The organism is Endozoicomonas sp. G2_2, from assembly GCF_017744135.1.
GTDB lineage: Bacteria > Pseudomonadota > Gammaproteobacteria > Nevskiales > Salinisphaeraceae > Salinisphaera.
In genome coordinates this window covers 53,820-77,500 of the sequence record NZ_JAGHQU010000014.1, presented here as the reverse complement: position 1 = coordinate 77,500, position 23,681 = coordinate 53,820, and the positions used below count along the sequence as shown (strand labels likewise).

Annotated in this window: 20 protein-coding genes (1 of these 20 only partly in view); 7 read left to right on the top strand and 13 right to left on the bottom strand. The window is 65.4% G+C overall.

Annotation, left to right across the window (positions count from 1 at the left end; translation table 11 throughout):
• Nucleotides 1-566, bottom strand: partial view of a tyrosine--tRNA ligase gene (tyrS, locus tag J7355_RS14885; RefSeq protein ID WP_209064059.1) — the 5' end (the start) only. 661 nt of this gene lie to the left of the window's left edge; 566 of the gene's 1,227 nt are visible here — the first part of the coding sequence; it begins with the start codon at nucleotides 564-566; its stop codon lies beyond the left edge, outside the window.
• Nucleotides 567-736: 170 nt separating this feature from the next.
• On the opposite strand from tyrS, the gene J7355_RS14880 reads away from it, so the two are divergent.
• Together J7355_RS14880 and J7355_RS14875 are read left to right on the top strand one after the other, a co-directional pair.
• Nucleotides 737-2,386, top strand: coding sequence for a peptidoglycan DD-metalloendopeptidase family protein (locus J7355_RS14880; protein WP_209064058.1), 1,650 nt, complete (start codon nucleotides 737-739; stop codon nucleotides 2,384-2,386).
• Nucleotides 2,386-3,537, top strand: a complete 1,152-nt coding sequence (locus J7355_RS14875; RefSeq protein ID WP_209064057.1) for an anhydro-N-acetylmuramic acid kinase — start codon at nucleotides 2,386-2,388, stop codon at nucleotides 3,535-3,537. The genes J7355_RS14880 and J7355_RS14875 overlap by 1 nt, the downstream gene beginning before the upstream one ends.
• A 606-nt stretch (nucleotides 3,538-4,143) precedes the next feature.
• Here the strand turns inward: J7355_RS14875 and erpA are convergent.
• Together erpA and argC are read right to left on the bottom strand one after the other, a co-directional pair.
• Nucleotides 4,144-4,485 carry an iron-sulfur cluster insertion protein ErpA gene (gene erpA / locus J7355_RS14870; protein ID WP_209064075.1) on the bottom strand — a complete coding sequence of 114 codons (342 nt, stop codon included), beginning with the start codon at nucleotides 4,483-4,485 and terminating at the stop codon, nucleotides 4,144-4,146.
• 110 nt (nucleotides 4,486-4,595) lie between these two features.
• Nucleotides 4,596-5,648: an N-acetyl-gamma-glutamyl-phosphate reductase gene (gene argC / locus J7355_RS14865; protein ID WP_209064056.1), complete on the bottom strand. Its 1,053-nt coding sequence runs from the start codon at nucleotides 5,646-5,648 to the stop codon at nucleotides 4,596-4,598.
• Nucleotides 5,649-5,777: 129 nt separating this feature from the next.
• Here argC and J7355_RS14860 point away from each other — a divergent pair, with 129 nt between their 5' ends.
• Both J7355_RS14860 and J7355_RS14855 read left to right on the top strand, forming a co-directional pair.
• Nucleotides 5,778-7,553 carry a chloride channel protein gene (locus tag J7355_RS14860; RefSeq protein WP_209064055.1) on the top strand — a complete coding sequence of 592 codons (1,776 nt, stop codon included), beginning with the start codon at nucleotides 5,778-5,780 and terminating at the stop codon, nucleotides 7,551-7,553.
• Between the two features lie 92 nt (nucleotides 7,554-7,645).
• Nucleotides 7,646-8,071 (top strand): CopD family protein, encoded by a 426-nt coding sequence (locus J7355_RS14855; RefSeq protein WP_247740018.1) that lies wholly within the window; start codon nucleotides 7,646-7,648, stop codon nucleotides 8,069-8,071.
• An 89-nt stretch (nucleotides 8,072-8,160) separates the two neighbouring features.
• Here the strand turns inward: J7355_RS14855 and bfr are convergent, their stop codons facing one another.
• From bfr to J7355_RS14840, 3 genes are all read right to left on the bottom strand, one after another.
• A complete protein-coding gene (gene bfr / locus J7355_RS14850) occupies nucleotides 8,161-8,661 on the bottom strand; it encodes a bacterioferritin (protein WP_209064053.1) in 501 nt (166 codons plus the stop codon).
• A 106-nt stretch (nucleotides 8,662-8,767) separates the two neighbouring features.
• Nucleotides 8,768-8,998 carry a (2Fe-2S)-binding protein gene (locus J7355_RS14845; RefSeq protein WP_209064051.1) on the bottom strand — a complete coding sequence of 77 codons (231 nt, stop codon included), beginning with the start codon at nucleotides 8,996-8,998 and terminating at the stop codon, nucleotides 8,768-8,770.
• 170 nt (nucleotides 8,999-9,168) lie between these two features.
• On the bottom strand, nucleotides 9,169-9,645 hold the full coding sequence (locus tag J7355_RS14840; protein ID WP_209064070.1) for an RNA pyrophosphohydrolase: 477 nt from the start codon (nucleotides 9,643-9,645) through the stop codon (nucleotides 9,169-9,171).
• Between the two features lie 73 nt (nucleotides 9,646-9,718).
• On the opposite strand from J7355_RS14840, the gene J7355_RS14835 reads away from it, so the two are divergent.
• On the top strand, nucleotides 9,719-10,390 hold the full coding sequence (locus J7355_RS14835) for an HAD family hydrolase (RefSeq protein WP_209064049.1): 672 nt from the start codon (nucleotides 9,719-9,721) through the stop codon (nucleotides 10,388-10,390).
• A 151-nt stretch (nucleotides 10,391-10,541) separates the two neighbouring features.
• Here J7355_RS14835 and J7355_RS14830 read toward each other — a convergent pair whose 3' ends face one another.
• From J7355_RS14830 to J7355_RS14800, 7 genes are all read right to left on the bottom strand, one after another.
• Complete coding sequence (locus J7355_RS14830; protein WP_209064047.1) at nucleotides 10,542-11,360, bottom strand: inositol monophosphatase family protein; 819 nt, start codon at nucleotides 11,358-11,360, stop codon at nucleotides 10,542-10,544.
• A gap of 34 nt (nucleotides 11,361-11,394) precedes the next feature.
• Nucleotides 11,395-12,282: a regulatory signaling modulator protein AmpE gene (ampE, locus tag J7355_RS14825; protein WP_209064045.1), complete on the bottom strand. Its 888-nt coding sequence runs from the start codon at nucleotides 12,280-12,282 to the stop codon at nucleotides 11,395-11,397.
• Nucleotides 12,273-12,836, bottom strand: a complete 564-nt coding sequence (ampD, locus tag J7355_RS14820; protein WP_209064044.1) for a 1,6-anhydro-N-acetylmuramyl-L-alanine amidase AmpD — start codon at nucleotides 12,834-12,836, stop codon at nucleotides 12,273-12,275. The genes ampE and ampD overlap by 10 nt, the downstream gene beginning before the upstream one ends.
• 4 nt (nucleotides 12,837-12,840) lie before the next feature.
• On the bottom strand, nucleotides 12,841-14,769 hold the full coding sequence (locus J7355_RS14815) for a DUF4105 domain-containing protein (protein WP_209064042.1): 1,929 nt from the start codon (nucleotides 14,767-14,769) through the stop codon (nucleotides 12,841-12,843).
• Between the two features lie 10 nt (nucleotides 14,770-14,779).
• Nucleotides 14,780-16,603: a DUF4105 domain-containing protein gene (locus tag J7355_RS14810; protein ID WP_209064040.1), complete on the bottom strand. Its 1,824-nt coding sequence runs from the start codon at nucleotides 16,601-16,603 to the stop codon at nucleotides 14,780-14,782.
• 92 nt (nucleotides 16,604-16,695) lie between these two features.
• Nucleotides 16,696-17,178: a DUF3015 domain-containing protein gene (locus tag J7355_RS14805; RefSeq protein ID WP_209064038.1), complete on the bottom strand. Its 483-nt coding sequence runs from the start codon at nucleotides 17,176-17,178 to the stop codon at nucleotides 16,696-16,698.
• Nucleotides 17,179-17,360: 182 nt separating this feature from the next.
• Nucleotides 17,361-19,238 (bottom strand): oligopeptide transporter, OPT family, encoded by a 1,878-nt coding sequence (locus J7355_RS14800; RefSeq protein WP_209064036.1) that lies wholly within the window; start codon nucleotides 19,236-19,238, stop codon nucleotides 17,361-17,363.
• A 101-nt stretch (nucleotides 19,239-19,339) separates the two neighbouring features.
• On the opposite strand from J7355_RS14800, the gene J7355_RS14795 reads away from it, so the two are divergent.
• Together J7355_RS14795 and J7355_RS14790 are read left to right on the top strand one after the other, a co-directional pair.
• Entirely contained in the window at nucleotides 19,340-22,519 is a 3,180-nt protein-coding gene (locus tag J7355_RS14795) for a pitrilysin family protein (protein ID WP_209064034.1), read from the top strand.
• Nucleotides 22,512-23,663 carry a hypothetical protein gene (locus J7355_RS14790; RefSeq protein ID WP_209064032.1) on the top strand — a complete coding sequence of 384 codons (1,152 nt, stop codon included), beginning with the start codon at nucleotides 22,512-22,514 and terminating at the stop codon, nucleotides 23,661-23,663. The genes J7355_RS14795 and J7355_RS14790 overlap by 8 nt, the downstream gene beginning before the upstream one ends.
• The last annotated feature ends 18 nt before the right edge of the window (nucleotides 23,664-23,681 follow it).

Here is a 23,681-nt window from a genome sequence, read left to right as displayed (position 1 = left end):
CCGCCGAGTTCGACATCCGCCTCGAGCGCGACAGAGTCGTACCCCTGGATCAACGGATAGAGAAACTCGTGGATCGCGATCGATTCGTTGGCCTTGTAGCGCTTGTTGAAATCGTCACGCTCGAGCATACGAGCCACAGTGTGTGTGGACGCGAGCTTGATCATGTCGGCGCTGGACAACTCGTTCAGCCAGGACGAGTTGAGGACCACGCGCGTGCGCGCGCGATCCAATACCTTGAAGATCTGCGCTTCGTACGTCCGCGCGTTGGCCTCGACCTGTGCCTCGTCTAGCGGCTTGCGGGTAACGTTCTTGCCGGTCGGATCACCGATTCGCCCGGTGAAGTCGCCGATCAGAAACACCACGTCATGACCCAGGTCCTGAAACGTGCGCATCTTGTTGAGCAGCACCGTGTGCCCCAGATGCAGGTCCGGCGCAGTTGGATCGAAGCCAGCCTTGATCACCAGCCGCTCGCCGTCGGCGTGTGCCTGAGCGATACGCTCGCTGAAGGCGTCCTCGGGGATGACTTCGTCACAGCCCCGGCGAATCTCCGCCCATATATCCTGCATCGAAAAACTTCTCCCGGTTGCGGCCGATACATATGTTGATGGGACAAGTCTAGCGGTTTCATACTTGGCAAGCATCCGTGTTTATGCTTTTCTATCCGGATATTTGCGGGCTAGAGACAGGGGCACGCCCGCATTCGTACCTCGCTTCCCAGCACGGCGCGCGTCTCTTTATGGGCAAGATCGATACTGACTACCTGTGGCTGCACGAGCAGCCACGCACACCGTCGCGCTTGCGCCGTCTCGCTCTTGTCCTCGTCATCCCCCTGATCGGCGGCACCGCCTGGCTCACGGCCAGCCCGCAGTCCACCCTCTTCGATTCGACCGATTCTCAGACCGCGACCAACGAGAGCGAAAGCACCCCGTCGGCTGCGATCGCAGCCAGCGACGTCGACGCGTCGATCGGCCCGGGGCGCGCGGATGTCCATACGCCCGCCGACGACGAAGACACCCAGAACGCGGTGTCGGCAGCCGACGAATCCAGCCAGCAGGCGGCGGATATCGCGCTCAGCGATACCCAGGCAGGCGCCGCTGCCGTAGCGGTGGCACCGGTCGATCCCGAACGCGATATCGAGTCGCCGCAGCCCCTGGAGGGCACCGATGGCACCGCGGCAGCGGGCATCGTCGAATCGAGTACCGGCCTGGCCGACAGCACCGAGAACGAGCCGGTACAAGTGCCAAAGGCCGCCCGGTCGGACTGGCGCGAGATCACCATCCGCTCGGGCGATACCCTGTCGATCGCCTTCAATCGCAATGACCTGTCCTATGCGGACTCGCTCAAGATCGCGCATATGCCCCAACACGGGCGGCGCTTCACTCGCGGCCTGCGCGCCGGCGACACCATGCAGGTCAAGGCGGATGAAAACGGCGGCGTGCTCGCGGTCGACTTCCCGATTGACCCGCTGCACACCCTGAAGGTCCGGCCAGCCGGCGATGGCTTCAGTGGCGAGATGCAACTGACCGACGTCGAACACCGCAATGCCTATGCCACCGGCACGATCGACACCAGCTTCTATGTCGACGCCCTGGAGTCGGGCCTGTCCGACCGCCAGATCATGGAACTGGTCAAGATCTTCGGCTGGGATATCGACTTCGCACTCGATATCCGCCCCGGGGATCGTTTTGTCGTTGTATACGACGAGCTGTACAAGGACGGCGACAAGATTGCCGACGGCGACGTTCTGGCAGCCTCGTTCATCAATCGGGGCCGGGACGTGCGTGCCGTGCGTTATGCCGAGGCGGGCGATGATCAGGGCACGGTATATTACTCGCCGGAGGGCCGCGCGATGAAAAAGGCCTTCATCCGCACGCCGGTGGACTACACGCGCATCAGTTCCGGCTTCAGCCTGTCGCGCAACCATCCCATTCTCAATCGCATCCGTCGCCACGAAGGCACCGACTACGCCGCGCCCAGCGGCACGCCGATCAAGGCGACGGGCAATGGCCGAATCGTATTTCGTGGCCGGCGCGGCGGTTACGGCAACATGATCATCATCCGCCACGACGATCATCTGTCGACGCGCTATGGCCACATGTCGTCGTTCGCGCGTGACTATGGCGTCGGCAGCAAGGTGCGCCAGGGCGACGTGATCGGCTATGTCGGCATGAGCGGCCTCGCCACCGGCCCGCATCTCCACTACGAGTTTCGCGTGGACGGCGAACCGAAGGATCCGGAACGCGTGGAACTGCCCAAGGCGCTCCCCCTCCCGGGCGAGTACATGGCGGACTTCCGCAAGCATTCGGCGCCACTCCTGACCCAGCTCGATTCGCTGACCCAGACCGACGTGGCCCGCGCAAACACCGACGACAACGCATCGAACTGATGGCCCGCCCGGCCTGCTATATCGGTTTGATGTCGGGCACCAGTGTGGATGCGGCCGACGCGGCGGTGGTGCAGTTCGACGAGCACGGCAACAATCCGCGCGTTCTGGCGACCCACGCCGAAGCACCGGAGGTCAGCCTGCGCGACGACCTGCTGCATTTGTCGCAGCAGGTTGCGGGCATTTCTCTCGCCAAGTTCGGCGAACTCGATCAACGCGTTGGCGAATGGTTCGCCCGCGCCGCGCTGGCCGTGATGGAAAAGGCCGGCATGAGCGCCGAGTATATCGACGCCATCGGCAGCCACGGCCAGACCGTGCGTCACGAACCCGAGGCGCGCTACCCGTTCAGTCTCCAGCTGGGCTCGCCAAGCCTGATCGCCGCACGCACCGGCTGTCGCGTAGTGGCTGATTTTCGCAACAGCGATATCGCACTGGGCGGTCAGGGCGCACCGCTCGTGCCGGCGTTTCATCGCAGCGTCTTCGCGCGCGCCGATCGCGATCGGATCGTGGTCAATATCGGCGGCATCGCGAATCTGACGGTGCTGCCCCGTCGTGCCGTGGACGACAGCGGGGCTGTCACGGGCCTCGACACCGGGCCGGGCAATGCCCTCATGGACGCCTGGACCGCGGCGCACCTCAAACACAGCTACGATGCCGACGGACGCTGGGCCGCCAGCGGCCGGGTCGACGACGCTCTGCTCGCGCAGATGATGGCCGATCCCTATCTTGCGCGGCCTGCGCCGAAGAGCACCGGCCGCGAGTATTTCAATCTCGACTGGTTACGCGCCCAGATCGACAGCCTGTCCACGCCGCCGATCCCGGTCGACGTCCAGGCCACGCTCTGCGAATTCTCCGCCCGCACGATTGCCCAGGCAGTCGACGACTACGGCCCCGGCGACGAAGAACTGCTGCTTTGCGGCGGCGGCGTGCGCAACGCCGAGCTCTATCGACGCCTCGAGCAACTATTACAACCCCGCAAGCTCTGCCGCACGGACGATCACCATGTGGACTCGGACTGGGTGGAAGCGGTGGCTTTTGCCTGGCTGGCGATGCGTACCGTGCACGGGCTTGGCGGCAATGTGCCGGGCGTCACAGGTGCTCGCATGCCGGTCCCGCTGGGCGGCATTTATCAGGCCGCCACTCTGGCGGAATAACCGCCCAGCGCAGCCGGACGTACCGCACCGCGCAAACCAAACGTCCGCACGCCCCACCAATCCCGCCCTGCGTTCGTTGTCCATCACGAACGGCGCGGCGAGAACAGCATGCCTTGGCACGATGATGGGAGGCGATCACGGCGCGAGCACTCTCGCCGCCAAAGGCGCGTAGAGCCCAGCTTTTAGCGGGTTCAAGAGGGCTTCGTGACATGGGCCTAGCCGGGCCCACCGGCGCGATTCGCCAGTCCTACAGCCACCCGGATGGCACAGATCGTACGAGAACGACGCTGCCGCAACCTCGGATAGTCGTCTCGCCGCGATTACAAAACGCCAAATGCGACGCGTTGTGCACGGCGTTTGCCGCACGCGTAAGGCATATTCTTGCACCCACGCTCGACTGCGACGAATTGCGTTGACAAGGGCAAAGGCGCGCCGCTCTATACGGCCAAAGAGTTGCCGCAGCCGCAGGTCATGGTCTCGCTGGGATTGCGGATTACCAACTGCGCCGCGCTGCGCGCGGGGTTTGCTACGCAAACCTGCTGCATTGTGGTGCGCCCCAATGCGCTGCGCGAATTCGCCCCTCACAAGGGGCACGGCGCGCGTGGCTTATACCGCGAAAGAGTTGCCGCAGCCGCAGGTGGTGGTCGCGTTGGGGTTACGGATCACGAACTGCGCGCCTTCGACGCCGTCGGAGAAATCGATCTCCGCGCCGGTGAGATAAAGCACGCTCATGGGGTCCACCAGCAACGTCACGCCCTGTTTTTCGATGAGCGTGTCGCCGTCTTCGACATTCTCGTCGAACGTGAAGCCGTACTGAAAGCCCGAGCACCCGCCACCGGAGACGAACACACGCAGCTTGAGCGCGTCGTTGTCCTCGTCCTCGAGCAATTCCTTGACCTTGATCGCGGCAGCGTCGGTAAACACCAGCGCGGCGTGGTCTTCTTCCATTGCGTGTGTGGCGGTACTCATAAGCGTTTCGTATTCCGTAAACCGGATGTCACTATCATAGGACATCGGTGCAAGCGTCGGGGATTCAAGCCCCTGGCGAATGACCCACGTTACGGCAACGCGCCCGGGCGCGCGAGCGCGCAGCTCTCATCGACACCGATCATGAGATTGAAGCACTGCACCGCCTGCCCGGCTGCGCCCTTGATCAGGTTGTCGATCACCGACAGCACGACCACGGTGTCACCGGCGCCGGGCCGATGCACGGCCATGCGGCACATGTTGCCACCGCGCACATGCCGCGTTTCGGGCGTCGCGCCGGCCGGTAATACGTCGACGAAGGGCTCGGCGGCATAGGCCTGCTCGTATAGCGCCTGCAGCGTCTCGGCATCACTGGCGCCCGGCTGATCGAGCCGGGCATAGAGCGTGGCATGGATGCCGCGAATCATCGGCACGAGGTGCGGCACGAACGTCAGGCCGACATCGCGGCCCGCCAATCCGCCGAGGCTCTGGCGAATTTCGGGCAGATGCCGGTGCCCGGCCACGCCATAGGCCTTGAACGACTCCTGCATCTCGGCAAACAGAAAGCCGGGCTTGAGACTCTTGCCGGCGCCGGATACGCCGGTCTTGGCGTCTGCGATCAGGCTGTCCGCGTCGACCAGGCCGGCATCGATCAGCGGCTTGAAACCGAGTACGACCGCCGTGGGATAGCAGCCCGGCGCCGCCACAAGATCGGCGCCGCGGATACGCTCCCGGTTGAGTTCCGGCATACCGTACACCGCGCGCTCGATAAGCTCGGGGCAGACATGCTCGACGCCATACCAGGCAGCCCATTCGCCGGCGTCGCGGAGCCGGAAGTCGGCCGACAGATCGATAATCCGCTTGCCGTCCTCCAGCAGTGCCGGCACGTCATGCATGGCCGCGGCATGCGGGGTCGCGAAGAACACGATGTCGCAATCGCCGAGGTTTGCGGCCGAGGGCGCCACGAAATCGAGATCGACCACGCCGCGCAGCTGCGGATAGGCATCCGCAACGGCGGTACCGGCATCGCCGCGCGAGGTCACCGCGACGACCTGGGCGTGCGGATGCGCGCTGAGCAGGCGCAGCAGTTCCGCGCCCGCATAGCCGGTGCCGCCGACGATTCCGATGCGTTGTACCTGGGCCATGACTACTCGTGAAAAGACCGAAGAAACCGCGCATAATAACGCGCAATGCGTCGCGATGCGCACACGCGACGCGTCCCGTACCACCGCAATACGGATACGAGCTCTTGCACGTCCGCCCTCGATCGACCCATGGCCGCTAGTTCCTCGAACGGCCGTTCGTTTCGAGAGGCCTGGCAGACGCGCATGGACACCGTGCGCCAACAGCTCGCCGACGTCGAGAATACGCCCGGCCTCGGCCTGCTCTGCCTGCTCGGCGCGGCGACCGGCGGGCTGTGCGGACTGGTGATCCTCGCCCTGCATACCGCGATTCATACGCTGCAGGAGCCGCTGTTCGAGATCTTCGGCGTCGCCAGCGGCACGTTCACGGACTCCAGCATCGCCTTCCGCGTTGCGGTGCCCGTGCTCGGCGCCCTGCTACTCGGCCTGCTCGTCGAGTGGGTGATCAAGTCGTCGGAATACGGCATCGTGCATATCATCGAGCGTCTGGTGTATTACCAAGGCGTGTTGCCTATGAAGGCGGCGCTGGCCGAGTTCACGATGTCGGCGCTGGCGCTTGCGACCGGGCAGTCCGTTGGGCGCGAGGGTGTGGCCGCGCACACTGGCGCAACCACCGGCAGCTGGCTGGGCCGACAGCTGGGCCTGCCGAACAACAGCGTGCGCACGCTGGTGGGCTGCGGGGCGGCGGCGGGCATCGCGGCATCGTTCAATACGCCGCTCGCCGCCGTGATCTTCGCCATGGAAGTGGTGATGATGGAATACACGATCGCGGGTTTCGCCCCGATCATTCTCGCGGCGGTCACCGGTTCGCTGGTGACTTTCACCTTCACCGACGTGCATCCGCGGCTGATGGCTGATTACAGCGGCTTCTCCCCGGTCGAACTGCCCTATCTCGCCCTCGTCGGCGCGCTGCTGGGCATCGCCGGGGCCAGTTTCACGCGCCTGTGCGGCGCGCTCGTGCCACTTCTCGGCAAGGTACGCATCAGTCTGCGCATCGCGCTGGCCGGACTGGTGACCGGCCTGCTCGCGGTCCAGTTCCCGCAGATCATGGGCCTGGGTTTCGAAACCGTGAACGCCTCTTTGGCGGGCGAGTACGCCATTGCCATCGCTCTTGGCGTCGGGCTCGCCAAGCTGCTCGCCACCAGCTTCGCCACGGCCGCCGCCATCCCCGGCGGCGTGATTCTGCCGACCTTCGTGGTTGGCTCCGCGCTCGGCAGCGCGCTCGGGTCGATCGGCGCCCTGATTCTGCCCGGCCACGCCAGCGATGCCGGGCTCTATGCGCTGCTGGGCATCGGCGCGATGATGGGCGCGGTGCTGCAGGCGCCGCTGTCGGCGCTGGTGGTCATTCTCGAGCTATCGGGCCAGACCGGTCTGGTGCTGCCCGGCATGCTGGTGGTCATCGCCGCACTGGTGGTATCGCGCCGTATTTCCGTTTCCGAGTCGCTGTTCCGACTGCTGCTGCGCCGACGCGGGCTGGACTATCGCAACGACCCGATCTCGCAGTACCTGCGCCGCGCAAGCGTGCTGTCGGCCATGAACCGCCGCTTTCGCATCGTCGAGCGGCGTATCGGACGTGCTGCGCTCGACGAAGTGCTCGAGAACAATATCGACTGGCTGCTGATTCGCTCACGCGAACATCGCGCGAGCCTCATGCGCCCCAGCGACGTCGCGCGCTTTGTCAGCCAGGAGGAAAACGCCGACATCGAGGAGATCGATCTGCACAACATTCCGGGCAAGCGGATCGACGCCTATCCGATTCACGTGCGCGCCAGCCTCCAGGAGGCCTTCGACATGGTCAATCGCAACGAAACCGAAGCGCTGATCGTCGAGCGCAATGTCACCGGCAGCCGCGCCATCACCTATGGCGTACTCACGCGCGAGGCCATCGACGGCACCTATCGGCCCTAGTACCCGTGTCTGCGACAGGCCCCGGCGGCCGCTACAATAAGCGTACTTTCAAGGGCATGGCCGTTGCGGTCGCCCTGCCACAGGAGTAACGAATGCTGTTATGGGTCAAGGCCTTCCATGTGATCTTCATGGTGACGTGGTTTGCGGGCCTGTTCTATCTGCCGCGTATTTTCGTCTACCACGCCGACACCACCGACGAAGTCGGCTATGCGCGCTTCTGCACGATGGAAAAGCGGCTTGCGATCCTCATGTCGATCGGCGCGGCGCTGACCATCATCTTCGGCATCTGGCTGCTGGCCGGATACGGCGGCGCCTGGATGGCGGCCAACGGCTGGATGCACGCCAAGCTGCTGTTCGTACTCGGCCTGATCGGTTACCACGGCTGGTGCCAGGTCCAGGTCAAGAAGTTCCGCGAGCAGCGCAACACCGGCCGCGCCGGCTATTTCCGCCTGATGAACGAAGTGCCCTCGATATTTCTCGTGGTGATCGTGGTGCTGGCCATCGTGAAACCGTTCTGACGCGTTTCGAGCGGCCATGAAAAAGGCCCCGCCGGAGACAATCCGACGGGGCCTTTTCGGTTGCAGCGCCCGCAATACGGGCCAGCGGCTTATTCGCTGGCGTCCGGATCCTGGTTGATGTCCACACCGATCTGCGACTGGTTGTAGTTCTGCTCGCCCATGTGCTTGATCATGTCGAGCTGGGTTTCGATGAAGTCGATATGTCCTTCTTCGTCGGCCAGAATCTCGGCGAACAGTTCACGGGTCACATAGTCGCCGACCTGCTCACAATGGGTGATCGCTTCCTTGTAGTAGGCGTGACCCTCGTACTCGGCGGCCAGGTCGCATTCGAGCATTTCCTTGGGATTCTCGCCGATGCGCAGCTTGCCGAGGTCCTGCAGATTGGGCAGGCCGTTGAGGAACAGGATGCGCTTGATGAAGCGATCCGCGTGCTGCATTTCCTCGATCGACTCGTTGTATTCCTTCTTGCCCAGCTCGAAGAAGCCCATGTCTTCATACATGCGGGCGTGCAGGAAATACTGGTTGATCGCGGTCAGCTCAAGCTTGAGCGACTTCTGCAGATACTCAATGACTTTCGGGTCGCCTTTCATGGCTTGTCCTGTGCGTTGAATCGGTGGAAAAGCACAGTCTAGCCGACCCCACAGGGTCGAACAAACGCCCGTCCCGCAGATCAGCGAGGGCTCGAGCGGTCGAAGGTCAACCCGCGACCGGGATCAGTTCTCCGGTCTCTACGACACGAATGGGGGCGGCCGCGCGATCCTGCTGCTGCCGGCATTCGTTAAGCAGATCGCGTGCGCATTGGGCACAGCGGCCACAACAGCCGGCCACGCCGAGCCGTTTGCGCAATTCGCGCATGCTGCACGCGCCTTCGCAGAAGGCGTCGCGAATCTGGCAGTCGGTTACCGCGTTACAAACACAAACGTACATGGGCCACCTCCGGCACGTAGTACAACGCGAATGAGAATGAGTGTCAATATCGTCTCACGATTACATCATTCGCTGTTATTGTCAGCCTACACTGACAACGTTTGTATTGCACGCACGCGCATTCGTGCCCCGCTCGAGTGCGGAAACAGTGGAAGAAGCGCGAAAAGGCGTTACTGCCCGTTCAGGCAGCAGGAGAGCTCGTCGAGCGCGAGGCGATAGACCTGACGCTTGAAGAAGACCACCTCGTTGATCGGGTGCCAATAGTCCACCCAGCGATAACCGTCGAACTCGGGCTTTTCGCAGGCATCGAAGCGGACACAGGATTCCGGGGCGATCAGCTGCAGCATGAACCACTTCTGCTTCTGGCCGATGCACAGCGGCTGGCGATTACGGCGCACGTAGCGCTTGGGCAGGCGATAGCGCAGCCAGCGACGGGTCGAACCGATCATGCGCACGTGTTCGGGTTTCAGGCCGACTTCTTCTTCAAGCTCACGAAAAAGTGCCTGCTGGGCGTTCTCGCCCTCGTGGATGCCGCCCTGCGGAAACTGCCACGATTGCTGGCCAATACGCTTGGCCCAGAACACCTGGCCACACTCATTGCTTAAGATGATGCCGACGTTGGCCCGAAAACCCTGCGCATCGATCACGACGACGCCCTCGGTATAAATACGCAATCGATTCTTTCATAAATCAGTCAAAAACGAAAAAAGGTATTTCACTTTGTATCTCACGCTGTTCGATCTCGACCACACCCTGCTCGCCGGCGACAGCGATTACCTGTGGGGGCGTTTCCTCGTCGATGAAGGCGTGGTCGACGCCACGCACTACGAACGCGAGAACGAGCGTTTTCATGCCCAGTACAAGGCCGGCAATCTCGATATCCATGCGTATCAACGCTTCGCGCTGGCACCGCTGCTGACCCAGCCGCTGGCGCGCATGCATGCCCTGCGGCGCGATTATGTCGAGCGCATCATCCGCCCGATCGTCGCGCGGCACGCGCGCGCCCTTGTCGAACACCACCGCTCGCGTGGCGACGCCATCGCCATCATCACCGCGACCAACCGGTTCATCACCGAACCGATCGCCGAACTGCTGGGTATCGATGCATTGATCGCCACCGACCCGGAAATCGTCGACGGCGCCTATACGGGCGAGATAGCGGGCACACCATCGTTTCAGGACGGCAAGATCGAACGCGCCCTCGACTGGGTCGCCACGCAGCCGCAGCCGTTCGAGCACGTGACCTTCTATTCGGACTCGCTCAACGACCTGCCGCTACTGCGCTGGGCCGATACCGCGATCGCGGTCGACCCGGACGACACCCTCGCGGCCGCGGCGCGCGAGGCGGGCTGGCCGATCATCAGCCTGCGCGGCGAAACCCGGCCGTTCTAGCGCGCGGGCCATCGTCGGAAAAACGGCGCGAGAAGGCCGCCAGGAATAACGGGCGCGGGCAGCGCTTGTCGCGAACACGCCCGCGCATGCTGTATTCACGGGCGCGGATTCACGCAGACTGGCGGACGGGCTTCCGAACCGGTGGCCCGGGCTAGCCCCGGGGCGCGTGCCGCGCCTCGTCCCATTCGGCGACAAAGGGCGAGATCGCGTCACGCAGCCGGCCGTTGGTGGCAAACACGCTGCGCGTCGGCAGGTCGATCGCGCCACCGCCCAATTCGGTGATATCGCCCCCGGCTTCGCGCAGGATCACGGTGAGCGCAGCGATATCGAGGATGTTCAGGTCGGATTCGAGAATCGCATCGATACGCCCCGAGGCGAGCAGGTGGTAGTGGTAGAAATCACCGTAGCCACGAATGCGGTGCACCTGGCCGATCAACTGCCCCACCGACGCCCAGGCCGGAGATGCAGCGAGCGAGGCGATATTACCCAGCGACAGGCTGGTGTCGGCCAGACGATCGACGCTCGAGGTGCGGATCGGCTCGTCGTTGAGCCAGGCGCCGAGTCCCTTGGCCGCGCAGGCCAGTTCACCGCCGTTGAACATGGGCGCATTGGATACGCCGACGATCAATTCATCGTCGGGCTGGCCTTTTTTCAGTAACGCGATCTGCGTGGAAAAGAACGGATAACCGCGCACGAAGCTCTTGGTGCCGTCGATCGGGTCGATCAGCCAGACAAACTCGGCATCCGCGTCGTCGGTCCCCAGTTCCTCGCCCTGAAAGCCATGATCGGGGAACGCCTCGGACAGGACGGCCTTGATCGCGCGCTCGCACTCGATATCCGCGATCGTGACCGGGCTGGCGTCCGCCTTGCGCTCGACCTCGAAATCGCCGTGATAATAACGACGGATGATGGCCTCGGCCGCGCGGGCGGCCTCGACGGCCTTGTCGAGAAACGGCTGCAGATCGGTCAAAGCGGCGTCCTTGATTGGGCTTGGGCTGCAGATGCTAGCGCAACACACCAAAGATGGTCAGCAGGGCCAGGCCGGCAAGCAGCACCAGCAGCGCACGGGAGATCAAACCCAGGGCTTCGAGCAGCGTGTCGTTGAGGTAACGGTCATACCGGGGCGAGTCCACACGCGCCGACAGACCAAGCGCGCCGCGGCCGACCGCCGAAAGCAGACGCCAGCTCGCCGAAGCGCTGGCATGGGTGGTTGCCCGTGCCGACGGCCAGGCACCCAGCGCACCGCGCGTATTGCCCACCAGCGCATAGACCAGCACGCAGAGCCGCGCCGGCAGCCAGGCCGCCAGACCGTGCACGTATTCGGCCGTGCGCCGCATCGCTCGCGAACCGGTACCGCGCGCCGCCAGTGCCGGCAGCTCGCGCACGCTGCGATAGAACAGCGCCCCCGCCGGCCCGGCCACGAAGAACCACAGCAGCACCGCCAGCACGCGTTCGTGGCCTTGCACCAGCACGGACCCGACGATGGTCCGGCCGTGTATATCCACCGCCGCACGCCCGGTCGAGCGGCGACACAAAGCGATCGCGCGCGCTTCGGCGCGATCGTGATCTGCCTCGCCGCGCGCATGGGCCAGCGCATAGACGTCTTCCCAGAGATCGCGCGGGCCGAAGGTGAGCACGAGCACGAATACCCCGAACGCGAGTTCGAAACCCAGCCACAGATATTCGGCAATCGCCCATTGCAGCAGCGCCACGATCAGCACCGGCGGCACGATCACGAGCACGCCCGCAGGCTGCGCCAGCCAGCGACGACCGAGGCCGCTGCTTTCGATCAGGGCCACATAGCGGGCGAATCCGTCGGTCTCGCGCCAGCGTTTAAGCTGGCCCAGCGCGCGCTCGGCAAACAGCGCGATGACGATCACGATCAGGTGCATGCGCGCTCTCGCAAACGATGAAACAGCGCCCAGTCGAAAGCCGGGCCGGGGTCGGTCTTGCGCTGCGGCGCGATATCGCTATGACCGACGATCCGATCCGCGGTGAGCGCCGGATAGGCCGAGAGCAACGCGGCCGTCGTCGCCGCCAGCGCACGATACTGGGCCGGCGCGTAGGGGCAGTCGTCGGTGCCCTCCAGTTCGATGCCGATACCGAAATCGTTGACCGCCTCACGCCCGTCGAAACAGGACCGCCCCGCATGCCATGCGCGCGCTTCAAAGCCCACGTATTGCGTGATGCGCCCGGTGCGCTCGATCAGCGCGTGGGCGGAAACCTTCAGATGAGCGATCGCCGCGTAGTAGGGATGCGCGCTGGGATCCAGGGCATTGGTGAACAGCGCATCGACCTGCCCGCGGCCGAAACAGCCCGGCGGCAAGGTGATCCCGTGCACGACCAGGGTATCCACCCGACTGCCCGCCGGTCGCGCGTCGTGATTGGGCGAGCGCACCTGCCGCACGCCGGCGAGCCAGCCGTTCTCGATCGTCAAACGCGTCATGCGGCTAAAAATACGCCTGCAGTCCGATCACCGCACGCACACCGGCATCCACGGCCGTATTCTCCCAGCCGATTTCGCTGCGCAGACCGAGCCCGTCGCTGAGGTTGAACTGCTGCTGGAGCTTGGCCCAGCGGTAGTACCCGTCGTCGCCGGCCACGTATTCGAGCATCCCGGCCTCGGCCTTGAGTTGCACATCGGGCAGCGGATAGACCAGTACGCCTGTGCTCGCACCGGCGCCGAGCGCATAACCCGGCGACAACGCGCTGTTGGCGTCCAGCGAACCCAGGCCGAACACGTAGCCGAGCAGGTCGCTGTCGCCCCAGGCCAGCCCCGGCCCGCCCTGCAGGTAGTAGCCCAGGTTGTTGTCGACATCGTCGAACACATTCGACGACGGACGCCGGCGCAGGCCGGTATCGATCTGAAAGGAGATCGGCTTGAACAGGTCATTGCGCGGCGACAGCGACACGATATTGAGCAGCTGCAGATCGTCGACGCGCAGCTCGCCGTCGTCGGGGTCCACGCGCAGGCCGAGATCGAGGAAATTGATCTCCGCGCCGTCGGTATAGCCGCCCGGGTCGTCGAGCAGATCGTGATAGGCCGGGCGCAGACGCAGGCCCAGTGACAGATTATCGGCCTCGTAGATCGTCGACGCGGCCAGGCGCAGCGTGCGATGGCCCTGATCCGGCGGCGTTTCGGGCGTGGGCACCGCGGTGAACGGCGACGGCCGCGCGATCCGGCTACGCTCGAGCAGGATCGCATTCGCGTGCGCCTGGTCCGCGGGCGCGCTTTCCGGTTCGCTCTGCAGCCGGTAGTAGAGATAGTCGTGGGCGACTTCCAGCACCGCGGCCCGCTCCGCCGGCGCGAGGCGGGTCAACCGGGGTGCGTCGAAAGCCACCTCATCGGCGGCGAGCTCACGTGCCAGGCTGCGCTGATCGGCATCGAGCTGGTCGGCCTGCCAGCGCAGGGTGGTTTCCAGCGACGGGCGAAAAAGCGGTGTTTCCATCAGGCCCGGCACGTCGGCCAGTGTGCGGATCGTGTCTGCGGGGATCGCGTACCAGGAATACTTCTCGGTCAGGCGCAGCTCCGGACGGGCGACTTCGAGCAGGCTGAGCAGCTGATAGGAGCAGTTCTTGGTCAAGAAGTAATAGTCGAAACGTACGCCGTCCATCTCCCAGAGATGATCGACCAGCCGCTCGGTCTCGGCGCCGTTCAGGTCGAGCGGATAGGCCCAGACATCGCGGTGTTCGATCCAGGCGTACTGCTTGACCTTCTCGTAGTACGGAAACAGCCCGAAGATGCCGGGGTAGCCGCCGGTCAGCCCCTTCCATGCAAACCCGAGGCCCTTGGCGTCATCGCCCGCGGCCGCCGCGAAGTTCACCGCATAAGACAGCAGCTCCGTGCCGCGCGCGGCGCGCGACGAATCGATGCGCAGCAGGGTGTGGCCGAACATGGACGACGGGCTGTTCGGAAACGCGGTCGGGAAAATCAGGCTGATGCGGTCGGGGCTGAGCGCGGCCCGCCACCGGCGATAAGCGTCGCATTGCGCCCCGCCAAGCGTGTGCGGCGCCAACCCCAGCGCGTCGACCAAGAACTTGCGGCGCGCGATAAAGACACAGTCCGCCGACTTGTCGCGGCCCTCGATCCAACGGCCGCTCGCCAGCGCCTCGAGGGTGGCGTCGAGTTCGGCCGCCGGGTCGGTACGCCCCGTGGGCGCAAGAAAGAAGCTGTCGCTGGCCACCGTGCTGTGCAGCCCCTGGCCCAGCCAGTCGGGCTCGTAATGCAGCAGCGTTCGCCAGCGCGCACTGTCGGCGAGCCCGCGTTCGGCGGCGCGCGCCTGCAACGCCGCCACATCCGCCGCCTGCGCGTCTTCGGCTTGCGCCACGCCCATCATGGCCAGCCAGAGAAGACCTGCAACACCCGCCCATCGCACCATCAAGTCCGCCCTAATCGAAGAAATGCCGGAAGGACACGCTACAACCGGCCACGGCCTCGCCCTGCCAGCTCTCATGGCTGCATTCACCGCGCAGCGCGTTGTCCGGCGATACCGGCACATTCGCGGTAACCCCGGTGCGCAGACGCGCGAACTGCGACGTGAATTCAAGCCAGCGTGCGTGAAGCCCCCATTGTACGGACTCGGCCTGATACGCGAGCCCGGCTTCCGCACCACCGCCGAGCGCTGCATCCGGATCGGTGCCGCTGACGCTCTCGATGCGCGCGACCGCGAACACATAGGGGAACAGATCACCGAAACGCCAGCTCGCGCCCGGCCCACCCTGCACGAAACCGCCGAGCGCGCGCGCCCGATCGGCGACCGGCGTCTGTTCCAGACCGGCATGCACGAACCAGGAGATCGGCTTCACGAACTCGCTGCGCGGCGCGAGCGAGCGGATATTGACCAGATCCAGGCTTTCCAGAGCCAGACCGTCACGCTCGTCCAGGCGCAGCTGCACGTCCAGACCCTCGATCGCCGCACCGGGGAGAAACCCGGCCAGCGGATCGAACAGGTCGTGATAGGTGAGCCGATAGCCGAAGGCGAGAAAATCGCGCCCGTCCTGGCGACCCACGCCCAAATTGACGGTCTGGGTCCCGTGACCGCGCTCCGGCGGCGCCGGCTCGGGGACGGGTTGCGGCGGTGGCGCCGGGTTGCGCTGGACCACGCGCAGCAGCGCCAGGCTCTTGCGCGCGACATCCGGGTCGCGGTCGCCTTCCCGATTGCGCAGTCGCAATGCCTGATAGGCAACCTGCGCCATCAGATGCCGTCGCGGCGGCGGATAGGCCTTGAACGCAGGCGTATCGACCCGCGCCGGGTCGTCGCGCAGATCCGCTGCCAACGCCCGTTCGTTGGCATCCAGCCGCGCGGCGAGCGCCTCCAGTTCAACGGCCTTGGACGGCCGGTAACGCCGCTCGGCGACGAGATCGGCGCCGTAGAGCGCGCGCACCGTGTTGACCGGCAGTTCGGCGAACCGCAGTTCGGTCATGAGCGGTGCCTGCGGGCGCGCTACCTTGATCAGTTCGAGCAGCCGGAGCGAGCAGTTCTCGTCGAAAAAGTAGTAGTCGAAGTTGATGCCGCGCAGCTCCCACAGGTGGCTGACCACCCAGTCGATCTCCCCGGCGTCGAGATCGAGCGCGTACTCCCACATGTCGCGGTTCTCGACAAAGGCATAGTCGCGGATCTTCTCGACATAGGACGTCACCGAGAACTGCCCCGGATAGCCGCCGGCCAGGCCGCGCCAGATATAGAACAGCGAGTTGTCTGCCCCGCCCGCCTGGGCGCCGAAGTTGATCGCCCGCGACAGCCAGACCGCGTCCGGGTCCGGCTCGGCGTCCAGGCGCAGCAGCGTATGGCCGAACATCGACGACGGGCTGTTGAGATACGCCGCCGGAAAGACCAGCACCAGCTGCCCGATCGGCATCTGCGCACGCCAGGCGAGATAGTCCTCGCAATGGGCCAGCGGCGCGCTCTCGTGCCAGCCCAACGTGGTCGCGAGAAAACGATACCGCGCCGGGAACCGGCAGCGGGCCTGGCTTTGGGCGGGTTCGAGCGCCCGCCACGTCGCCCGGAGCTCGGCTTCGGGATCGGCCTTGCCGTCGGTGGCGAGAAAGAAATCCGCATCGTCGACATAGCTGGTGCCGACACCGCGCAGCGTCGCGCCCGGATTGACATGCATCAGCGCCTGCCAGCGCGGCGTCGCGGCCAGCGCCGCGAAGTCCGGCGCCGTCGCCGCCTGAGCGCCTGCCCCCCAAAGCACGACACACAGCCACAGCACGGCCCGCGTTGCGGATGTCGATGCAATCAATGAGCGCAAGACAAAAAAATGCCCCGCCTCGACCGAGACGGGGCATGTCGACGAGCCGACGATCAGGACACGTAGTGCGACAGACGATCGTCGCGCTTCATGACCGTGTTGATGTTGTCCATCACTTCGCCGGAGGACACATCGTCGCGCGGGAAGATCTGGGCGAAGTTCTGGTGCATGACGCTATTGAAATGGTCCCGGTCGGCCGGGTCGATCTGCATCGCGACCGTGAGTGCCGTTAGCGCCTCGCCATGGCCGACCGCCATGTCCTGGGCCACTTCCTCGAGCACGCCGTTCATCGCCAGCAGACTGTTGCCGCTGTAAGTGAGCGTGCCACTGGTGTCACAGCCGTTGGTGCCGCTGGTCATGCCGAAGGTGGCATTGCCGGACGTGCCGTTGACGATGGTGGCCAGCAGATGCGCGGGCAGGCCGCTCGACCCTTCGAACAGCAGGTTGCCCCAGCCGCAGCCCGGGCCGCCGGGCGCGACCGCGCTGGCAGTCATGCTCGACCCGAGAAGGGCCGCACCGATGATGATCTTTTTCATTGTTCTCCCCTGAGTAACGACGGTTTCTTTCGCATTATTGCGCCGCGCCCGCTTGGAGCGGGCTGAATTCACTATAGCGCGCCGGGCGATTCTGTAAAGCATCACCGCCCGAACGCCAGCGGGCGCGTCTTTTCGACGCGCCCGGGCACGCCGGCGTCACGCGTGAATGAGCGGCCGGTTATTCAAGAATCACGAAACGAAACGCGGCCCGAGGCACGCGTCAGAGTCCATAACCACGCCCCCAGGCCGAGCATCACCACAAGACCGGGCCAGGCGGCGGGCAGGCCGCCGACATTCAGCGCCAGCACGTCGCTGCTACCCGAAAACGCGACCGGCAGGGCGATGACAATACCCATCAGCGCCTCGCCGGTGATGATGCCGGCCGCTGCGAGCAAGCCACGGCCTTCCCGCGCCGCGCCACTGCCGCCGAGCCAGGCCACGAGGCCACCGAAGGCAATCGCCATCGACAGCGACAACGGCAGATACAGCCCCAGCGCGACGGCGAGCACCGGCATGCGAAATCCACTGTCTCGACGAGCCAGCACGGTATCGAGCGCGATGGTGGCCAGGGCGATCACGCCGCCGCCGATCACCCAGTTCCACGGCAGATCGCCGCCGAACACGCCCCGCATCACGGCCACCATCAGGCTGGCCTGCGGCGCCGGCAATGCATTGGGATGCGCGGCGTCCGACACGCCGATACCGTAGGCATGCAGCAACAGCGACAACACCGGCGACAGAACGCATACGGCAGCGATCACGCCGAGCATCTGCGCCAGCTGCTGGGCAGCCGGCGACGCGCCCAGAATGGCGCCGGCCTTGAGGTCTTGCATGTTGTCGCCGCCGATCGCGGCGGCGCAGCAGACCACCGCACCCACGATGATCGCGCTCGCCGGACCGGCCTGACCGACGCCGAAGAAAACATACAGCCCGAGCGCGGTGAGCAGAATCGTCGCGATCGTTACCCCGGAGACCGGGTTATTGCTCGAACCGACCAGACCGGCCATGTACGCGGCCACGGCGGAAAACAGGAAAGCCGCCGCGAGCATCAGCAGCGCGACCATCGCACCGCCGACGATCGAATCCAGCAGTACCGCATAGAGCGCGATCATCGGCAGCGCCAGCAGCACGAGCAGCGTAACCAGCAGCGAACGCGGCAGATCGCGCTGACTGGGCAGCACCGTCTCGCCCGTCTGCCTCAGGGCACCGAAGAGCTGGCCACGCAAGGTCCACAACGCAGCCAGACCACCCACCAGCATCGCACCGACACCCAGATAGCGAATCTGATCGCTCCAGACTTGCTTGGCGCCGGCCACGCCGGTGGCGATATCGCCACCGGCCAGCGCCATGACCAGCGGAATCGCGATCCACCAGGCGAAGACGCCGCCCAGCAGCACCGGCAGCGCAACGTTGATACCGACGATATACCCCACCGCCAGCAGCGCCGGCGACAGATAGCTGCCGACATAGAAACTGCTCTGCTGACCGATCGAAAGCGCGGTCTCGGCGACCCCCTCCCATACTTTGAGCCCGCTGTCGGCGAGCTTGGCCACGGCGCCGGCCGCCGCGCCGGCCAGAAGCGTGCCGATCCCCACCGCGGCCTTGCCGCCATAGCCGGCCTGCAGCACGGCGGCGGTCGCCTGGCCTTCGGGAAAGGCCAGCCGGTTATCGTCGACCAGCGCCCGGCGCAGCGGCACGGTCATGAGCACGCCCAGCAGCCCCCCGACGCCGGCGATCAGCACGGTCTGGAAATAGAAGAAGTCCGACCAGTAGTCGAGCATCACCAGCGCCGGCAGGGTAAAGATCACGCCGGCCGCGATCGCCTCGCCGGCACTGGCGGCGGTCTGGACGATGTTGTTCTCGAGCACGTTGGCATCGGCGAAAAGCCGCAGGATGCCCAGCGACAGAACCGCCGCCGGAATCGAGGCGGACACCGTGAGCCCGGCGAAGAGTCCAAGGTAGGCATTGGCCGCCGACAGAATCACGGCCAGCACCACCCCGAGCACCGCAGCCCGTACCGACAGCTGACCGGCGAACATGGAAGAGGTGTGGGTACTCACAAAAGCCTCCCGGCCGACGTTCGGATGCTAGCGCTCAGGCACCCTGATAAGCTCGCGACAGTGCGCTCATGACGCACCCTATTCAAAAGGACTGACTCTTCATGCGGATACGACTCCTGCTCTGTCTGACGCTGCTTCTGGCCGCCGGACTCACGACGGGTTGCGACGACGCGAACGCCGACGACGCGAACGACGGCCGCAATTTCTTCGAGCGTGCATGGACCCAGATCGAGAATAGCTTTTCCGGCGACACCACGTCAGCCGGCCAGACCCGGGTCGCCCAGTCAGACACGGGAGAAAACACCGCGCCGGACGCCCACGGCGCCGCGCCCCAGCCCCAGCGCGCCGAAGGCGCCGACCCGGCCAACGCGCCCGGCGATGCAGCCAATGCCGGAGCCGACGCCGTGCCCGTCGAAAGCGACACGGCGCAAACCGCGGGCGAACCCGCCGTAGATGCGAGCGCGGCCGCGGCGACCGACGCACAGCCAGACCAGACGGCGGACCGCACGCCGGCAAGCGACTCGGACGTGGTCGCCTCGTCCGATGACCAGGCCGAACCGGCATCCATCGATATTCCCGACGTGGATATCGGCTACAAGAAGTACGTGCTCGACAACGGCCTGACGCTGATCGTGCATACCGACCACAAGACGCCGATCGTCGCGGTCAACATCTGGTATCACGTCGGCTCCAAGAATGAGGGCACCGGCCAGCACGGCTTCGCGCATCTGTTCGAACACCTGATGTTCCAGGGCAGCGAGCACTGGCAGGGCGAATACTTCGAACCGTTCGAGCGTGCCGGCGCGACCGACATGAACGGCACCACCAACGCCGACCGCACCAACTATTTCGCCAGCGTGCCCACCTCGGCGCTGGACATGGCGCTGTGGATGGAATCCGACCGCATGGGCCATTTCCTCGGTGCCATCGACAAGAACCTGCTCGAGGAACAGCGCGGCGTCGTACTCAACGAAAAACGCCAGGGCGAAAACCAGCCCTACGGCAAGGTGTTCGACACCATACCGCCGAACACCTACCCGGCCGGACACCCGTATTCCTGGTCCACGATCGGCTCCGAAGCGGACCTGAACGCGGCGTCGCTGGAGGACGTCAAGAACTGGTTCAAGACGTACTACGGTCCGTCGAACGCCGTGCTCGTACTCGCCGGCGATATCGAACCGGAAGCCGCCAAGGCGAAGGTCGAACAGTATTTCGGCAGCATCGAACCCGGCCCGCCGGTCACCCAGCAGAAGCGCTGGGTCGCCAAGATGAGCGGCGAGCACCGCCAGGTGATGTTCGACCGCGTACCGCAGGCACGGATCTACAAGGTCTGGAACATCCCGCCCACCGGCGCGCCGGATACCACGCGCCTGCAGATCGCGGCCGACCTGCTCGCCGGCTCCAAGAACAGCCCGCTCTACAAGACCCTGGTCTACGACCAGCAGATCGCGACCGACGTCTCGGCCTTCGTATGGGACAAGGAGATCGGCTCGCAGCTCATCGTCAGCGCGACCGCGCGGCCGGGCACCAATCTCGACACCATCGAGCGGGTTCTCGACACCCAGATGCAGCGCTTCATAAACGAAGGCCCGCAGCCCGACGCCCTCGACCGCGCACGGGCACGCTTTGGCGCCTCGTTCGTACGCGGCATGGAAAGCGTGGGCGGCATCGGCGGCAAGGCCGATATCCTGGCCCAGGGCGAGATCTACGAAAACGATCCCGGCGCCTACAAACAGGAGCTGGAAATCCTGCGTACGGTCACGCCGGAAGACATCCAGATGACCGCCGCCAAGTGGCTGTCCGACGGGGTCTATGTCCTCTCGGTGAAGCCCTTCGGCGACCGCAAGGCGACCGGCGAGGACGTGGATCGCGACAAGCTGCCCGAAATCGGCGATACGCCCGATCTCGACCTTCCCGACGTCCAGCACGCTACGCTTTCTAATGGCCTGAAGGTACGCCTGGCCGAGCGCCACAGTGCCCCCACGGTGCAGATGCGTATGGTCTTCGATGCCGGCTACGCGGCCGATCCGGCCGATGCGCCGGGCACGGCGAGCCTGACCATGGGCATGCTCGACGAAGGCACCGCCAAGCGCGATGCGCTCACGATCAGCTCGGACCTCGACGCGCTCGGCGCGGAGCTCAACACCGGCGCCTCGCTGGATTCCGCCACGCTGAGCCTGGCCACGCTCAGCACCGCTCTCGACCCGTCGCTGGATATCTATGCCGATGTGCTGCGTAACGCGAGCTTCCCCGAAAACGAGTTCGCACGCCTGAAGAAACAGCGCCTGGCCAGCATCGCGCAGGAGAAACGCCAGCCCACCAGCCTTGCGCTGCGCACCCTCGGGCCGTTGCTCTACGGCCAGGATCACGCCTACGGCATCCCGCTGACCGGTAGCGGCACCCGTGCCGCCGTCGAAGGCATGACCGTTGAGGATGTTCGCGCCTTCGCCCACACCTGGCTGCGGCCCGACAACGCTACGCTGGTGGTGGTCGGCGACACCACCATGGACGAGCTCAAGCCCATGCTCGAGCGCCACCTCGGCGGCTGGCAGCCCGAAGACGACGCCCAGCGCCCGAAAAAACGCCTGCCCGAGATCACACCGCCCGACGAAGCGCATATCTATCTCGTCGACCGGCCGGGCAGCAATCAGGCCACGGTGATCGCCGGCAACGTCGCGCCGCCCAAATCCAGCGACCAGGACGTGGCCATGGAAACGGTGAACGCCGTGCTCGGCGGCATGTTCAATTCGCGGCTTAATTTGAATCTGCGCGAGGACAAACACTGGTCGTACGGCGCGCGCAGCCTGCTCATGGACGCGCGCGCCCAGCAGCCGTTCGTCGCCTATGCGGCCGTGCAGATCGACAAGACCGCCGCCTCGATGCAGGAGATGCGCAACGAGCTGACCGCCCTGCGCGGCGACCGGCCGATCGACGACAGCGAGCTGTCTGCCGCGCAGGCGAATCTCACCCGCAGTCTGCCCGGCGAGAACGAGACCACGCCGGCGCTGGCGGCCACGCTGACCGACTCGGTAGTGTTCGACCTGCCGGACGACTATTACGAGGACTATGTCCGGCGGGTGCGCGAGCTGGAACAGCCCGCCCTGGCGGATGCCGCCCGGGCGATGATCCATACCGAGGGCCTGACCTGGGTGGTGGTCGGCGACCTGAGCCAGATCGAGAACTCCATCCGCGAGCTCGGATGGGGTAAAGTCCGCACCGTGGACCCGGAGACACTGGAAATGTCGTCCGGGGATTCCGTCGAGGGGGAAAAGGATGAATAGGCGGATGTGGAGTCGCTTCACGGCGACGCTGCTGCTGGCTGCCTGCGCGACGCAGGCACTGGCCGTGGTCGAGCGCGAAGACATCATCGTGCTCGGCGCCGACGGCCTGCGCTATACGAGCTACAAGACGCTGCGCTCGGATCTGGCCGAGCGGGTTCTCTATCTCGGCCCCGACGAGGCGCCCGAGGATGCCGTGTTCATCGTGCCGGCCGACTACGAGTCGACGCCGCTCGACGACGGCGGCACACGGCTGCATTTCAAGAGCGGCAGTTTCGCCCTCATGAACACCGGCGTGTTCGACGCCGAGGTCGAACGCAAGGCCAACGGCATTCGCGTGTTCACCAGCTGGGACGGCGTCACGCGCAGCGACGGCCACCTCGGCAAGTGGAACGCGCCGGACGATTTTTCGTCGTTCTCCTATACCTGGGTCATGCCGCGCAATATCGATATCCTCGCCTACGAAGCCAACCGGGCCGGCACCTGGGAAAAGCGCGAGAACACGCTTAACTGGACCGGCAAGCAGGTCAACGACATCGCGTTCACCATCCGCTATCGAGTGAACGATCCGGATGCGCAGACGGCTCAGGCGCAACCGTCCACGCCGCGCCAGGCACCGTCGTCACAGCCGCCGGCCGCGCCGGCCCGGCCACAGCCGAACTACGCCGGCAACGGTCTCGAAACGGCGCCCTCCACCAGCTTCGACGGCGAACCGCCGCAGCCGGACAGCGCGCTGGCCGAGACCTCGCCGGCGCAACAGGCGCCCGAGGCGTCCCAGCCCGAGCCATCAGGCGACATCGATGCAAAAGCGCGCAGCGTGACGCTCGACAGCGTGGTCACGCTGGCAGACGGACGCCCGCAGGTCACCGCGCGCGGCCAGCGCGTGCTGCGTCGTCTCGCCGGTGCGTTGGCCACCGACGACACCCAGCGCGTGGTCATTCACGGCCCCGGCTTCGTGGCAAGCCGCGACACGGGCGGCTCGGTGGCCCAGGCCGCACGGGTCTCGGATTTCCTGGCCGCCCACGGGGTCGCCGAGGAACGGATCGAAATCCGCGCCGGCGAGCGTTCGGACGATGCGAGCGGCCGCACCATCGAAGTGACCGTGCAACCCGGCGGGCTGCTCGACCAGTTCTCCGAAGGCCGTTAGCCGACGCCGCGCCATTCG